Source organism: Endozoicomonas sp. GU-1 (assembly GCF_027366395.1).
In the GTDB taxonomy this organism is placed as follows: Bacteria; Pseudomonadota; Gammaproteobacteria; order Pseudomonadales; family Endozoicomonadaceae; genus Endozoicomonas.
In genome coordinates, this window is the sequence record NZ_CP114771.1 from 5,604,133 (window position 1) to 5,618,006 (window position 13,874).

Here is a 13,874-nt window from a genome sequence, read left to right on the forward strand (position 1 = left end):
TAATGAATTCATGGACTGTTGATAGCTGGAGACATATGCCGTTGCTCCAGCTGCCGGAATATCCCGACCAGGAAAAATTGAGCCGGGTTGAACAGGAACTGGCTGCCATGCCACCGCTGGTTTTTGCGGGTGAAGTGAATGAGTTGAGAAACCGCCTGGCAGAAGCGACCGAAGGCAGAGCATTTCTGCTGCAGGGGGGAGACTGTGCAGAAAGCTTCCTGGAATTCTCGGCCAATAATATCCGTGACACCTTTAAAGTCATGATGCAGATGGCGGTGGTGCTCACCTTTGGTGCTGCCTGCCCGGTGATCAAGGTAGGGCGTTTGGCCGGCCAATTTGCCAAGCCAAGAACGTCCGGTACTGAAACCATCAATGGTGTTGAATTGCCGATCTATCGCGGTGATATCATTAACGGCACCGAGTTTACCCCGGCGGCTCGTAATCCGGAACCCCAGAGAATGCTGCAGGCCTATCACCAGGCGGCTGCCACCCTGAACCTGCTGCGAGCTTTTGCCCAGGGTGGCCTGGCCTCTCTGGAACAGGTGCATGCCTGGAATCTGGACTTTGTTGCAAACAGCCCACAGACTGATCAATACCGCAACATGGCTGACCGAATTGATGAATCGCTGGATTTTATGAGAGCCTGTGGCATCTCAGCAGAGCATTCGTCCACCATCCGTGAAACTGCCTTTTATACCTCCCATGAGGCGTTGTTGCTGCCTTACGAACAGGCGCTGACCCGCCGTGATAGCCTGTCCGGTAACTGGTATGACTGTTCAGCCCATATGCTCTGGGTGGGTGACCGAACCCGTCAGGTCGATGGTGGCCATGTTGAGTTTGTCCGCGGTATTCAAAACCCGATTGGCTTGAAAGCCGGCCCAACCCTGCCATCGGATGACCTGATTCGGCTGATTGACCGGATCAACCCGGAGAATATTCCCGGCAAATTGAACATCATTGTCCGCATGGGGGCTGACAACCTGGAGAAAGGCCTGCCGCCATTGCTGAAAGCGGTTCAGCATGAAGGGCGCAATGTGCTCTGGAGCTGTGATCCAATGCACGGGAATACCTACAAGGCCAGCAATGGCTATAAAACCCGTGAAGTGTCGAAAATTCTCTCAGAAGTTGAGCAGTTCTTCGCGGCCCATCGCGCCGAGGGAACCTATGCTGGTGGCGTTCACTTTGAAATGACCGGCCAGAATGTGACGGAGTGTGTCGGCGGTGCCAACGCCGTGACCGAAGATCATCTGGGCAATCGTTATCATACCCACTGTGATCCTCGCCTGAATGCTGATCAGGCGCTGGAGCTGGCATTCCTGATTGCTGATACCCTGAAGAAGTGCCGCACGTTGAGAGATGGCGTATAGTTGAGGCTCAACCATGCAAGACCGCATTAGCATCATCCTGGGGGATATTACGACATTAGCTTTGGATGCACTGTTAATGCGGCTAACATATTCTGTTTAACCAGCAAGTTTAAAAAATAGACATGGTTTACTGATAGCTGTTGACTTATCGTTCAAAAACAATATGATAGGTTTCATCTGACGGGGTATAGCGCAGTCTGGTAGCGCGCCTGCTTTGGGAGCAGGATGTCGGGAGTTCGAATCTCTCTACCCCGACCATTTTTCCTTTCCTTACTTCTCTTCTTAAAGCTTCATTGAATTCTTCTCTGCTGCCATTGACAGTTTCGTCTGCATGTCTAGAATAGCTCTGGCTTCGGCGTGTAGCGCAGCCTGGTAGCGCATTTCGTTCGGGACGAAAGGGTCGGAGGTTCGAATCCTCTCACGCCGACCAAGGAAATCAAGGGCTTACGAGAATTACATATAAATAATTATTGATTTGAAGCCCTTTTGAGAACACAAGTGAGAACACCACGCCAATTTTAAGCAACAACTGTAGCTTATCTTGAGCCCTTGATTTTGGGCGCTTTTCGGATGTAAATCTTCCTGCCTGTTTCGGTTCTGTGTTCTGAATACTGCCCTTCATGATCGGATATGGTTTATGACAATCTGGGGTGCTGGAGTTTCAGTCAAAATTTCACTTCGATCATCGTTTTAAAAGACTTTTGCATAGCGTTATTATTCCAGATCAGCCATTAATAAAATCCATTTTAGTCGGATTATAAATCCGTAATGGTCGATTTTTTAATCCATATTAGTCTAAACTGAAATCCATATTAGTCATGACTGGATTGCTATGGATTTCATACCAAGAGCCATTGAACGTAACTTGCGGGAATGCTTGAAGGATACGCCGGTAGCCATTATCACCGGTCCCCGGCAATCTGGTAAAACGACCCTTGCGCGGCATCTGCTGGAGACACTCAAGTCTGAGGATTCCAGCAGTTATCTGACTCTGGATGACGAAAATATCCTGACGGTTGCCCGCAATGACCCTATTGGTTTGCTGCGTAATCAACCGCGTCCCGTCATTATTGATGAAATACAGCGGGCTCCGGAATTGATTCGCACGATCAAACTGCTGGTCGATGAAGATCGTCAACCCGGGGCTTTTATCCTCACCGGCTCCGCCGATCTGATGACGCTGCCGACGTTGGCTGACTCGCTGGCTGGTCGGGCAGAATTTATTACCCTGTACCCCTTCAGTCAGAGTGAGTTGATGCAGAGGCCTGCTGGCGGGAAGGGAGAGCATGATATTATCCGGCAGCTACTGTCTGTGGATTTTGCTCCGCAGCACGGGGCGCTGCTTGAGCTTGACCAGGTGATTTCGGCCATAGCGTGTGGTGGTTATCCGGAAGCAATACAGCGTTCTGCCAATCGCAGGACTCGCTGGTTCAGATCGTATGTCGATGCAATTATCCGGCGGGATATCAGAGAAGTTTTTCAGTTGCAAAAGCTGGATGAAATGGCGCTGCTGCTTAAATCACTGTCTTCTATTTCTTCTGAGGCGCTGAACTATGCAAGTCTTGGTAAAGCGATAAAGATGGATAGCAAGTCTGTTCAAAAATACGTTGCAGCTCTTGAAAACCTTTACCTGGTCAAGCGAATTCCCGGGTGGCATCGGAATGAGCTCAAACGGGCAATTAAACAGGCAAAGGTTCATTTTGTGGACACTGGGCTGCTGTGTTCCCTGAGAGGCATAAATGCAGCAGCTATTAAGGCTGACAGAAATCTTATGGGATCGTTAATGGAAACCTGGGTCTGCTCAGAACTACTGAAGTCTATCGCCATCAGTGATCAGGACTGCCAGCTTTTTCACTATCGCGACAAGAGTCAGCGGGAAGTGGACTTTATTCTGTCAGGGCATAATGGCCAGGCCACAGGCATTGAGGTCAAGGCAGGCATGACGATCAAAAAAGAGATGTTCACGACTCTGGAAATGCTAATTGCAACGGGCAGTATTCAGCGGGGGGTAATTGTTTACAACGGTGATAGGGTGCTGCCCTTTTCGGATAAACTGGTGGCTTTGCCGGTAGGGTGTCTGTTTTGAATATAATTTGAATATAAGCTGTATGTCGTGCAAAAAACAGTGAGAACAAAATCATTTCGCAGCATAAAGAAATCAAAGTATGACAGAACCTGGTGAGAGACCATTGAGTCTGCCGGTCTCAAAGTGCCAGAGAGTAGAGTTATCGCTGAAACCGTTAGCGGCAGTTGCCAAGCCATGCAGAGGAAAGGCTTTCAGCAACTGTAAAACGATTGCAAAAGGCTGCATAAGCAGCCTGTTCAAATCCTATATGATAGCGTGCTGCTATAGGATCCCCGCTTTCCTCATGCGGCTGAACCTTGCCCTCAATAAAAGCCCCTCTATTCTTCAATCCGCGAAATAAAGCCTTGCCTGCTTGCAATGTTACTGTTTACTGGAGAACCTCCGTCTTGCCGAAGTGTCTACATCGTATATACTGGTGTATCTACATAGTAGATGCAGAGAGGGTCATGCGGACAGAATCCACCATCAAACGCTGGGGCAATGGTCTGGCCCTGTGGATCAGCGGACCGATGCGGGATATTCCCGGGTTTGAAGAAGGTATGGGGGTTGAGGTTGAGATCCATGCCGACGGGTTGTTTATCCGCCGCAAGGTTCCCGCCGAACCTCTGCCTTATTCGGAAGAGGAGCTGGTTGCCAGTCTGCAGGAGACACTGGCAGACAATAACGTCAGTGACTGGCTGGAAGATACACTGCCAAGGGAAGAGGACTTTTGATGGCTTCCTCCAGTTCCGGGGTTTACATACCCGAAAGGGGTGATATTGTCCTGCTTGATCCGGGCAAGGGGAGCGAGATCGGTAAGCGTCGGCCAGCTCTGGTGCTTTCTTCGCGCCTTTATAACGAGGCCATTGGTCAGGCTATCTGTATTCTCATTAGTTACCAGGGGAAAAAACGGCCCGCCAATGTGGAGATCAGCGGTCTGGATATAGAGCCATCCTTCGCTATTCCGGGGCTGATCCGTACCCTGGACTGGCAGCATCGCCGGGCTGATCGGGTTGGGCAGGTGGATGAAGCCGTATATAAGGAAGCGATCCTGAAACTGCTGCCCCTGATTGGTGCTGAAACATTCCTTGACTAACCACCAGACAATTACTTAAGAGCAGGTTCTGAACAACTGCCGCATTTCTCCAGGCCGCGTTTACCCTGAGGCCTGTCGAAATCAACTAAGAGTTCGCCATTCTAATCCTTGATTACTGCAAATTACATCTGAATTTTCAGTAAGAATTGGCTTTTTATCTATTAAAAAATACATAATATTGTATTTTAATGTATGAGAAAGTATATAAATTCGATTATTATTCTATAATAAACACAAAGTGACCGCTTTGGATGACGTTCGATAACCATGGACAGATTACTCATTACCCAGCTATTGAGCTGGAAGAATCAGCCAAAACGCAAACCTCTGTTACTGGATGGTGCCCGCCAGGTGGGTAAGTCTTATCTGATCGAAGAGTGTTTTGGCAAAGACCACTTCCGTCGGGTTCTTAAGCTGGACTTTCTGGCTAACCCCAACCTGGCAGGGCTGTTTGGTGCCAATCTGAACCCACAAGACATACTTCTGAATATTGAGCTGGAACTGGGTGTTGATATTAACCCCAATAATGACCTTCTGTTTTTTGATGAAATTGGCGAGTGTCCTGCAGCGTTAAGTTCGTTGAAGTTCTTTGCTGAGCAGCGCCCGGATCTTTACCTCTGCGCGTCTGGCTCAAATGTTGGTCTGCTGAACTCGTTTCCGGTTGGTAAGGTAGAAGCTCTGGAGCTGTTCCCTATGTCTTTTGAAGAGTTTGTCATGGCATCGGGAAACGAGAAAATTCTGGAAGCCTTCAGGCGAGGACTCCAGATTCAGGCCTCTCACAATAAACTGTGGGATTTGCTGCTGGATTATTATTTTGTCGGCGGCATGCCTGAAGCAGTAGAAACCTGGTTTGCTGACGGGGGAAAGTTCAGTGGCATTAATGAGCGATGCAGCCGGATACAAAACATCCACCGAAGTCTATTATCCGGCTATCTTCGTGACTTTGGTAAATATGGCGGCAAAGTCAATGCACAGCATATAGAAAGGGTCTTTCGTAATGTGCCGTTGCAACTATCCAAAAACATGGATGCATCGGTTAAACGTTATCGGTTTAGCGGTGTGATCGAACGTAAACGCAGCTATCTGGATTTAAGCAGCCCTATTGAATGGTTGGAGAAAACCAAATTGGTGTCGCGCTGCTACCCTATTGACTGCAAACCGCAATCGCCCTTATCTGCCTATCGGAAAGACAATTTATTTAAACTGTTTCTGTTCGATATAGGGGTATTAGGATATATGCTGGATATCAGTTATCAGGAGCATCGTCAGCAAAGCTATGAGTATAAAGGTTATCTGGCAGAGAATTTTGTTCAGAATGAGTTAATAGTCGCCGGCTGTTATCCGGTCTATTCCTGGGACTTCAGGCAAGCTGGGATTGAGTTTCTTTTCAAAACCAATAATGGCGAGATCATCCCGGTGGAAGTGAAATCTGGCAAGCGCACACGGGCAAAGAGCCTGAAGACTTATATAGCACGTTACAAACCTGCTCGCACGGTCAAATTAATTGGCTCAGCAGGAGGGACTGAGCAGCCCGGGCAGAACATAGCCTGGCCTTTATATTATGCAGGCAGGTTAAAGACTTTGTAGAAAATTGATCCATGGGGTTCACTTTTGAGGATGGAAGATAAAAAGTACGTATGATCCTTTGCAGATGCAAATCTTCCTGCCAGTCTCGGTTTTCTGTCCTGAGTATCGCCCTTCATGATCGGGTACACCTTTAGCTTTCATATCATGAAAAAATCTGGAGTTTTCTGAATTGTCATCAAGAGTGACCGGAACAGGTTCCTCTTCAGGTGCTCTGGAACTGACTAATTCAGCGTGCTACTCGGCAAAACGGGATAAATAATCTTTTTCAATCCAGTGCGGACGTTCCAGTTGAAAATGTTCTTCCAGCATCAGTTCTGTGCTTGTCAATGCGCCCTCTACCCAGCCTTGCAGATCGGAATAAGAGTCACCGCAAATGTGAATGGGTAAACCGGGCAGGTGGCGCATACGCTTTTGAGTAGTCAGGCTCTTTTGTCCGGGCTTCCACAAACTGTATCCTCCCCCATAGGGGTCTTGAGACCAATCCATGTAGGCCGCAGTATAAGGTTTCGGAATGTATTTCAAGTCATGAAGCGCCTTGAGTTCCTTTTGGGCTTGCACAACCTGGTTATTGGTGGCCCGGCTCTCGCTGGGAAGAGGGCTCTGTCCCACCGGAACAAAGGGGTTCTCTGCTCCGGCAAACTCATTCCCTCTGGCCAGGGTATGCCAGTAATCCAGCACCCGGCCATCGGTGTAGGCTGCCAGCAACAGAGCGTTGGTGTTGCCAGCTTCACCGGCAGGTCGATCCTCTTCTACACCAAAATAATAGGACTGTTTGATCTGAAGGTCAGTCACCGACTTACCCCCTCTGATCCCGAGCACCTTCCTCCAAGGGTAAGGGTAGCCAAGATAAAGTTTAATGGTCGGTTTTGAAATGACTGAGTCAATGTCCGACCGTATTTCGGCGGTGCGTAAATGAACTGAATCCTGATCCAGTAGCTCCAGCGAGCGTTTTGGTAACCCTAAAATGACGTGCCGGGCATTAACCACCATTCTGCTACCCCGGGCATTCTCGAACACGAGTTTAACCCGGGTCTGTCCGTGCTGTTCAAATGGGGTTATGGCACATAACCTGTGACGGGAGTGGTACCGGCCTCCTTGATTAATAAATCCTTGCACCAGGGCTTCGGGTAATGATTGAAAGCCGCTTGCAATCATCCTTGAGGGAACATCCCAGCCCGGTGCATTATTTCTGAAGACATCCATCGCCACGTCGGCATTCCAATTGCGAAACGGCGCGTCGTAACCCCCGGCATCATTGATCAGTTCAATCGCTTCTCTGGACAGCACCCAATCCATCAGACTCCACCATCCGTACTCATAGAGCCTTTTCCCTTCCAGGTCAATTTTCTGGTGTTCAGGAGCCGAAATTTTATCCCTTAAGCGCCATGCTGAATAAGCGCCGCCCACTCCTGCCCCAACAATCGCAATATCTGTCTCGTAGGCTTCCTGATTCATTATTTTTGGATATCCTGATCAATTGAACCTGGTTGGTTGTTATGAAATCATGGGAGGAACCAGTCTGTTATTCATGATGCCAGCACGGGGAGCAACAGTGATGACCTTTCTGAAACAACGAAGTGACCCTGATTGATTCCACAGTGCATATCTGACTGAAAAAGAGCATCACCAAAGGGGATATCGGCAGGGAAAAATAGTCATTAATGTAGATGATAGTGAGGACAAAACCATTTGCCTTCAGCTGCTCAGTGCAACTTGCTGGCAATATAACGGTTCAAACTGACACCGGATTCTGCCGCCTGAATAACCAGATGTCGATGAGTTTCCGGTGGTACTCTTAGCAACACTTTGCCGCTGTAGTCCCTGATGGAAAAAGGCTCCGGGATTGTCTCGTTAGCCGCTTGCATATCCGCCACGGTGTCTGATACCAGTTTCCGAATACCGTTCAGTGCTGCTATCTGGTCTTGTTCCAGCCAGCTCAGGCTGGGAAACTCAGAACACAAGCCCACATATTCCTGATCTTCTTCAGACCAGGTGACCCGATAGGTGTATTTGTCGGTGGATTTATTCATTGCTTTGTTGCTCTATACGTTCAATTGCCATTAAGTAGTAGCACCATTGATACTGATTTCAATACCCCTAACAAGCCAAAAGAAACTTAATGCTTCGGATAACCAGTAATATCCCGAATGGATTTATACAACGGCTGCAGGCGTTTATAGATCTTTTTATAAACCTCATTGTACAAACGATCATACAGCTGCATGGTTGGCAGATCCGGCGCAAACACATCGCCCACCCGGGTCATTTTATCAATGGCTTCGTTATAGTCTTTATGAATGCCAAGGCCGACACAGCAGTTAATGGCTGCCCCAAGGCCGGAAGCTTCGTAGGTGTGTGGCCGTTCTGCCTCCATGCCAAAAATATTGGCCGTCAGTTGCATGGCGGCATCACTCTGGGATCCACCGCCAGAGACTCGTAATCGGGTGATCGGTGTGCCACTGCGTTTTTCAATCTGCTCTTTACCGGATCGCAGTTCATAAGCCAGCCCTTCCAGAATTGCACGGTAAATATGCGCCCGTTTATGAACATCGCCAAAGCCAATAAAAGCGCCTTTGCCTTCGGGGCCGGGTTGACGTACGCCCGGGGACCAATAAGGTTGCATCATCAAGCCCATTGAGCCCGGTGGTACCTGGGTTAACAGGGCATCGAAAAGCTGCTCGGGCTCTACACCCAACTCTTTTGCTTTACGCTGCTCGGCCTGGGCCAGCTCATTTTTAAACCAGCTGACCATCCAGAAGCCCCGATAAATCATCACCTCGGTGTTGTAACGCTTTGGCATCGCCGCTGTGTAGGGTGGAATAAAGGGAACTGTTTCAAAATATCGGGACGTTGTCGTACTGATGGTGGCTGTAGTGCCAAAACTCAAACAGCCAATATGAGGGTCAACACCGCCTGCGCCCAGTACTTCGCAGGCCTTGTCCGATGAGGCTGCGATCATTGGTAACCCCGCAGGCAGACCGGTATGCTCTGCAGCTTCAGCGGTAATATGACCTAACTGCTCTCCGGGTTGTACCAGTTCCGGCAACATGTGTCGTCTGGTGGCCAGCAGTTGCCATTTCAGATCGTGCTTGCCAGCCCATTTCTGACGGCGATAGTCATAGGGCAGGTAACCGGCCACTGAACCACAGGCGTCTTTCATTTCGCCAGTCAGTTGATAGGTCAGGTAGCCGGATAAATTCACATAGTGACGGGTCTTCTGCCAGATATCGGGCTGATGTTGTATGATCCAGTTATCACGGGCTTTGGCGCGCAGATCTTCGATCAGGCTGGTCAGGCCGATGGTCCTGATTAACAGTCCCCAGAGGCCACCAACGGGCTTTTCCGGTTCGGCTTTGCGCTGATCCATCCAGACAATGGCGGGTCTCAAAGGCTTTTTATCTTCATCCAGGTTAATCATGGTGTAGCGCTGTGTGGTCAGTGCCATACCTTTGATCTGCCCGGGCGTGACAATGCCCTGGTCCCATAACGCTTTACAGGCTTTTCCAAGTTGCTGCCAATAGTAGTCAGGGTGCTGTTCTGCCCAGCCGGGGTGTTGTGAAAAATAGGCCTCCAGCGCAACTTTGCTTTTGGCGATCTCATTGCCGGCACTGTCAAATACCAGGGCCCGAATGCTCTGTGTGCCATTGTCGATGGCCAGCACATAGTCTGAATCACTCACTACACACTCACTTCTTGTTTCTTATTATCGAGTATCAGCGTTCTTGCGCCGTTTCGGAACACTGTAATAAGTGTTCCAGATGGATTGATAACGGGTGACTTCCTGTTGCCACTGCTGCTCACTCCAATCCAGTTCTTCCTGGCAGATGGCCTTGATTCTGTCGGCAAAAATCAGGCCTCCCTGTTCCAGCAGCAAGCCCAGGCGGGTACGGCGGAGTAGAAGATCATCCAGGTGCACAACGGCTTCATTGCCGGCCGACCAGCGCAACTCGGCCCAGAGGGCACGGGCACCGGGAATAACGTCCTGTTCATCGGGTTGGGTCTGTGCCAGTAAACGATCAGCGTCCATTCCGTAATGGCCCCGGATACGTTTCTTTAAATAGTCCGGCAGCTGGTTAAACAGAGAACTATCAGGCTCGTATTGAGTAAACATCTCCGCGCCAGAATCACTGAAATCAACACCGGGCAGGTACTCTTCAGCTGCTTTTAAAACATCCAGGGCAATCAGCCGGAAGGTGGTCAGTTTGCCGCCACTGACGGTCACCAGCCCGTTATCGTTCCAGATACTGTGGTCACGTTTTTCTTTCGACGGGTTCAGTGTCCCGGAGCTGACCAGCGGGCGTACACCGGCCCATGAAGAGATAATATCCTGTTCGGTTAACCCGGCTTTCGGGAACTGGGAACAGGCGGCTTTCATCAGGTATTCCAGTTCATCACGGGTCATGGCTACTTCATGGTTGCCAATAGTGCCGTTGTCCAGGTCGGTTGTCCCGACCACGGTTCTGCCTTCCCAAGGGTAAATAAATATGGGTCGTTTATCATCCGGGTGCATGGCGGTGTATGACTGAGCCACCGGCAGTCGCCAGCCAGGTACGACAATATGGCTGCCACGGGCAGGGCGAATATGCTGCTCTGAGGTCATCTCACCTCGAAGTTTATCCCCCCAGGCACCTGTGGCATTGATCACCACTTTGGCTTTCACCGGCATTATCTGACCGGTTTCGGTATCCTTCAGTTGAGCACCCGTCACCTGGCCATTGTTGTTAATCAGCGCATCGACACCAACATAATTTATTACCGTAGCACCGTCTTTCTGAGCTTCGCGCAAAACCCGGATAACCAGGCGTGAGTCATCGGTAATGGCATCGGCAAACTGGGTGGCACCGAGCAGGTTGTGCGCATTAATGAGCGGGCTCAGGTTTTCAACGTCGTGTAATTTATGAAACTTGCGGTAACGCTTACCGGCAAAAAAATCATAAATACGCAGCAGAATATTAAACACCAGCGGCCCCGGAAAACCACCTTTGTAATGGGTCATCAGATAGCCCATTTGATCAACAAGGCCGGGAGCCTCTTTCATCAGGCGTTCCCGTTCGGAAACTGAGTGCATGGTGGTTTTGATATCGCCGGAAGCGATGTAGCGTAGGCCGCCATGGATCATTTTTGATGAACGGCTGGAGCTTCCCCAGGCGAAATCCTGACGATCAACCAGCAGCACCTTCAGGCCCCGGCGTGCCGCTTCACGGGCAATGCCAGCACCGGTGATGCCGCCACCGGCCACAACGATATCCCATTCCTTGTCAGTATTGTGTTTTAACGCTTCCAGTAACTGATTCCGGTTACCTGTCTGCCAGGATTTCTGCCGCATGGGTTGGGTACCTGATTAATTCAACTTATTCGCTGTCCTGGAGTAGCACGCCGGGGTTCAGTCGTTTGTCCGGGTCAAAGTCATGCACCAGGGTGGCAATCATCCGCATCCCCAGCTCACCTTTTTCTGCCAGCATATAAGGCGCGTGGTCACGGCCAGTGCCATGCTGGTGGGAAATGGTGGCATAGCCTTGGGCAATCACTTCAGAGGTTTTGGCCTTCAGCTTTTTCCAGCGTGCCAGAGTGGCTTCGTAGCTGTCAGCGCAGCGGAAGAAATAGGTGGTATAGATACTCGACCCCTGACCGTAGATATGGGAGAGGTGAGTGAATGCCATGACATTTTCCCCTTCATCCTTTAAGGCGTTTTCCAGGCTCGCTTCCATCTGATGCATCAGGCTGTCCACATTTTCCCAATCGGTGGAGGTCTCCAGTGTATCAACTGCTATGCCCCGGGCCCAGGTGGTTTCCCGCAGATAGGGGAATTTGAAACGGCCATGGGCCCAGATGGTGCCCATGATATTGGCCAGTGTACCACCAACACCGCCATGTTTTTTCAGAATCTTGCCCAGCTGTTTCAGGGCTACTTTATTTTGGTATTCAGAGCCGGTCACGCCAAAGGTCAGCATGCAGCGATTGTCGTCCAGCCCGCGAAAACGCAGATAGCCATCCAGCAGTTTGAACTGTGTCAGTGAAGTACCAAGATGAGCGTGGGCACGGGCCTCTTTAGCGTTGCTGACCCGCATCATGGAGAGCGGGATCTTCTGCTGTGCAACTTCCCGGGCGACGGCTTTACCTGCCTGCCAGTTTGGCATAAAGCAGACCATAAACTTTTCTTCTTCTGCTGCACGTTGTACGCGAACTTTCACTTCGGTAAAGATACCCAGGCGGCCTTCGGTGCCCATGGTGAGCTCACGAATGTCCGGCCCGGCGGAAGAGGCGGGAATCGAAGGAATATCCAGTGTGCCCTGCAGGGTTTCCATACGACCACCGGCAAACATCTGTTCAATACGGCCGTAACGGAGTGACTGTTGGCCTGAAGAGCGGGAGGCGATCCAGCCGCCAATGGTGGACAGTTCCCAGGATTGGGGGTAGTGCCCAAGGGTATAACCCCGTGCCTGTAGCTGTGCTTCAACCTGTGGTCCGGGAGTCCCTGCACCAAAGGTGGCAATCTGGCTCTCTTCATTCAGATCCATTAATTGGTTCATGTGACCCATATCAATGGTCAAAATGGCTCTGGTATTTTTCTGTGGGGTGATGTGACCGGCAACGGATGTCCCGCCGCCATAGGGAATCACAATAAAATCGTGTTGGACCGCAAGGGCAAGAAGTTCGCGAACCTGTGCACTGGTTTCCGGATAGGCGACACCGTCCGGGAAAACCCCAAAATCACCACTGCGCATGGCCAGCCAGTCCGGAAAGCTCTGGCCACGGGCATGGCGAACCCGATCTTCTGCAGCAGTGACAATCAGTGGATGTTCAGGCAGACGGGATGGCGGTACCCTGGCTATCACGCTCTCCAGAGTGGCATCTTTCAAGGGGGTCGGTTCACCGATAATACGGCGAATCAATGCATCTCCATGGTCGGAGACTTCCTTAACGTAACTCTCATCACCCCAGCCATTCCAACGGCGCATGGACTACCTCTGTTCTTTTTATTCTGCTAATGCGCATAACTGCCATGTAGAACCAGGAAGCAGCCAACGCTTATAAACTGACGACGGTGTCTGTTTTTAGAGTTGCTAATGTAGCAAGTTGGGTTGTTATATTTCAACAATCAGCCTCTGGGGAGCAAACCGTACAATATCGTTAATGGCAAAGTCTCCAATGTTTATGATTGAGTGGAGGGGTAAGCTTAATGCCCGCCTTAAACAGGAATGTTAAGCGCCATCAACCCCAACGCCCATTTGCCGATGACCTGTAACAACCTCTAACTCAGGGCCATCCAATGAATGAACTGATTACCGCACTTCAGGCAACTCCCCCTTCAACCTGGCAAATCCTCTCTTTGTGTGCCCTGGCCTTTGCCCTGTTTATGTCATTGATACCTGGCAAATGGGACCCCACCCGTTTTATCAATGATAAGGTGAAACATGTGCTCACCTTTATGGTGCTGTCTCTGCTGATCGATCTGGCATTTCCAGCGGCCAGCGTCTGCTGGTGGAAACCGGCAGGGCTGATGGCGTTTGGCGTGTTTATCGAGGTCTGTCAGCACATGACCCGTTATCGCCGTTTCAGTTTTGGCGATATTATTGCCAATGGGGTGGGTATCGGGCTTTATCTGGGGATCAGTCTCGGAATCCCTGCATTGGTCGCCTCTGAAGGTGGCTGCCAGCCCTGGCCTGAATGTATGAGTGTGTTGTTTAACCTTTAGCCATCGAGAAAGTGAGCCTGGTCCTTAAGCAGGGCCAGTCACCTGTTTCTATGACCAGAAGCT

12 protein-coding genes and 2 tRNA genes are annotated in these 13,874 nt (G+C 50.2%); 8 read left to right on the forward strand and 6 right to left on the reverse strand.

The window, feature by feature from the left end:
* Positions 1-2 precede the first annotated feature (2 nt).
* The 4 genes from O3276_RS23535 to O3276_RS23550 all read left to right on the forward strand — a co-directional run bounded on the left by O3276_RS23535 (position 3) and on the right by O3276_RS23550 (position 3,453).
* Positions 3-1,367 (forward strand): class II 3-deoxy-7-phosphoheptulonate synthase, encoded by a 1,365-nt coding sequence (locus O3276_RS23535; RefSeq protein ID WP_269673483.1) that lies wholly within the window; start codon positions 3-5, stop codon positions 1,365-1,367.
* A gap of 181 nt (positions 1,368-1,548) precedes the next feature.
* A tRNA-Pro gene (locus O3276_RS23540) sits at positions 1,549-1,625 on the forward strand.
* A 95-nt stretch (positions 1,626-1,720) separates the two neighbouring features.
* Positions 1,721-1,797: transfer RNA gene (locus tag O3276_RS23545), tRNA-Pro, on the forward strand.
* Between the two features lie 402 nt (positions 1,798-2,199).
* A complete protein-coding gene (locus O3276_RS23550) occupies positions 2,200-3,453 on the forward strand; it encodes an ATP-binding protein (RefSeq protein ID WP_269673484.1) in 1,254 nt (417 codons plus the stop codon).
* Between the two features lie 154 nt (positions 3,454-3,607).
* Here the strand turns inward: O3276_RS23550 and O3276_RS23555 are convergent, their stop codons facing one another.
* Complete coding sequence (locus O3276_RS23555) at positions 3,608-3,811, reverse strand: hypothetical protein (RefSeq protein ID WP_269673485.1); 204 nt, start codon at positions 3,809-3,811, stop codon at positions 3,608-3,610.
* 88 nt (positions 3,812-3,899) lie between these two features.
* Here O3276_RS23555 and O3276_RS23560 point away from each other — a divergent pair, with 88 nt between their 5' ends.
* From O3276_RS23560 to O3276_RS23570, 3 genes are all read left to right on the forward strand, one after another.
* Positions 3,900-4,166 (forward strand): AbrB/MazE/SpoVT family DNA-binding domain-containing protein, encoded by a 267-nt coding sequence (locus tag O3276_RS23560; protein WP_269673486.1) that lies wholly within the window; start codon positions 3,900-3,902, stop codon positions 4,164-4,166.
* The gene (locus O3276_RS23565; RefSeq protein WP_269673487.1) at positions 4,166-4,528 is read left to right on the forward strand and encodes a type II toxin-antitoxin system PemK/MazF family toxin; all 363 of its coding nucleotides are present in this window, start codon (positions 4,166-4,168) and stop codon (positions 4,526-4,528) included. The genes O3276_RS23560 and O3276_RS23565 overlap by 1 nt, the downstream gene beginning before the upstream one ends.
* A 267-nt stretch (positions 4,529-4,795) precedes the next feature.
* Complete coding sequence (locus tag O3276_RS23570) at positions 4,796-6,115, forward strand: ATP-binding protein (RefSeq protein ID WP_269673488.1); 1,320 nt, start codon at positions 4,796-4,798, stop codon at positions 6,113-6,115.
* Positions 6,116-6,349: 234 nt separating this feature from the next.
* On the opposite strand, the gene O3276_RS23575 is transcribed toward O3276_RS23570, so the two are convergent.
* The 5 genes from O3276_RS23575 to O3276_RS23595 form a co-directional block, all read right to left on the reverse strand.
* Complete coding sequence (locus O3276_RS23575) at positions 6,350-7,570, reverse strand: flavin monoamine oxidase family protein (protein ID WP_269673489.1); 1,221 nt, start codon at positions 7,568-7,570, stop codon at positions 6,350-6,352.
* A 248-nt stretch (positions 7,571-7,818) separates the two neighbouring features.
* Positions 7,819-8,145, reverse strand: coding sequence for a type II toxin-antitoxin system HicB family antitoxin (locus O3276_RS23580; RefSeq protein ID WP_269673490.1), 327 nt, complete (start codon positions 8,143-8,145; stop codon positions 7,819-7,821).
* 86 nt (positions 8,146-8,231) lie between these two features.
* Complete coding sequence (locus tag O3276_RS23585; RefSeq protein ID WP_269673491.1) at positions 8,232-9,794, reverse strand: FGGY-family carbohydrate kinase; 1,563 nt, start codon at positions 9,792-9,794, stop codon at positions 8,232-8,234.
* A 24-nt stretch (positions 9,795-9,818) separates the two neighbouring features.
* Positions 9,819-11,441, reverse strand: a complete 1,623-nt coding sequence (locus O3276_RS23590) for a glycerol-3-phosphate dehydrogenase/oxidase (protein ID WP_269673492.1) — start codon at positions 11,439-11,441, stop codon at positions 9,819-9,821.
* Positions 11,442-11,466: 25 nt separating this feature from the next.
* A complete protein-coding gene (locus O3276_RS23595) occupies positions 11,467-13,074 on the reverse strand; it encodes an FAD-binding oxidoreductase (protein WP_269673493.1) in 1,608 nt (535 codons plus the stop codon).
* A 311-nt stretch (positions 13,075-13,385) separates the two neighbouring features.
* Here O3276_RS23595 and O3276_RS23600 point away from each other — a divergent pair, with 311 nt between their 5' ends.
* Positions 13,386-13,811 (forward strand): VanZ family protein, encoded by a 426-nt coding sequence (locus O3276_RS23600; RefSeq protein WP_269673494.1) that lies wholly within the window; start codon positions 13,386-13,388, stop codon positions 13,809-13,811.
* Positions 13,812-13,874 lie beyond the last annotated feature (63 nt).

What these genes read in the sequence shown, in the direction of transcription:
- O3276_RS23535 (WP_269673483.1), top strand. Translation starts at nt 3, where the DNA reads ATGAATTCATGGACTGTTGATAGCTGGAGACATATGCCGTTGCTCCAG.
- O3276_RS23550 (WP_269673484.1), top strand. Translation starts at nt 2,200, where the DNA reads ATGGATTTCATACCAAGAGCCATTGAACGTAACTTGCGGGAATGCTTG.
- O3276_RS23560 (WP_269673486.1), top strand. Translation starts at nt 3,900, where the DNA reads ATGCGGACAGAATCCACCATCAAACGCTGGGGCAATGGTCTGGCCCTG.
- O3276_RS23565 (WP_269673487.1), top strand. Translation starts at nt 4,166, where the DNA reads ATGGCTTCCTCCAGTTCCGGGGTTTACATACCCGAAAGGGGTGATATT.
- O3276_RS23570 (WP_269673488.1), top strand. Translation starts at nt 4,796, where the DNA reads ATGGACAGATTACTCATTACCCAGCTATTGAGCTGGAAGAATCAGCCA.
- O3276_RS23575 (WP_269673489.1), bottom strand. Translation starts at nt 7,570, where the DNA reads ATGAATCAGGAAGCCTACGAGACAGATATTGCGATTGTTGGGGCAGGA.
- O3276_RS23580 (WP_269673490.1), bottom strand. Translation starts at nt 8,145, where the DNA reads ATGAATAAATCCACCGACAAATACACCTATCGGGTCACCTGGTCTGAA.
- O3276_RS23590 (WP_269673492.1), bottom strand. Translation starts at nt 11,441, where the DNA reads ATGCGGCAGAAATCCTGGCAGACAGGTAACCGGAATCAGTTACTGGAA.
- O3276_RS23595 (WP_269673493.1), bottom strand. Translation starts at nt 13,074, where the DNA reads ATGCGCCGTTGGAATGGCTGGGGTGATGAGAGTTACGTTAAGGAAGTC.
- O3276_RS23600 (WP_269673494.1), top strand. Translation starts at nt 13,386, where the DNA reads ATGAATGAACTGATTACCGCACTTCAGGCAACTCCCCCTTCAACCTGG.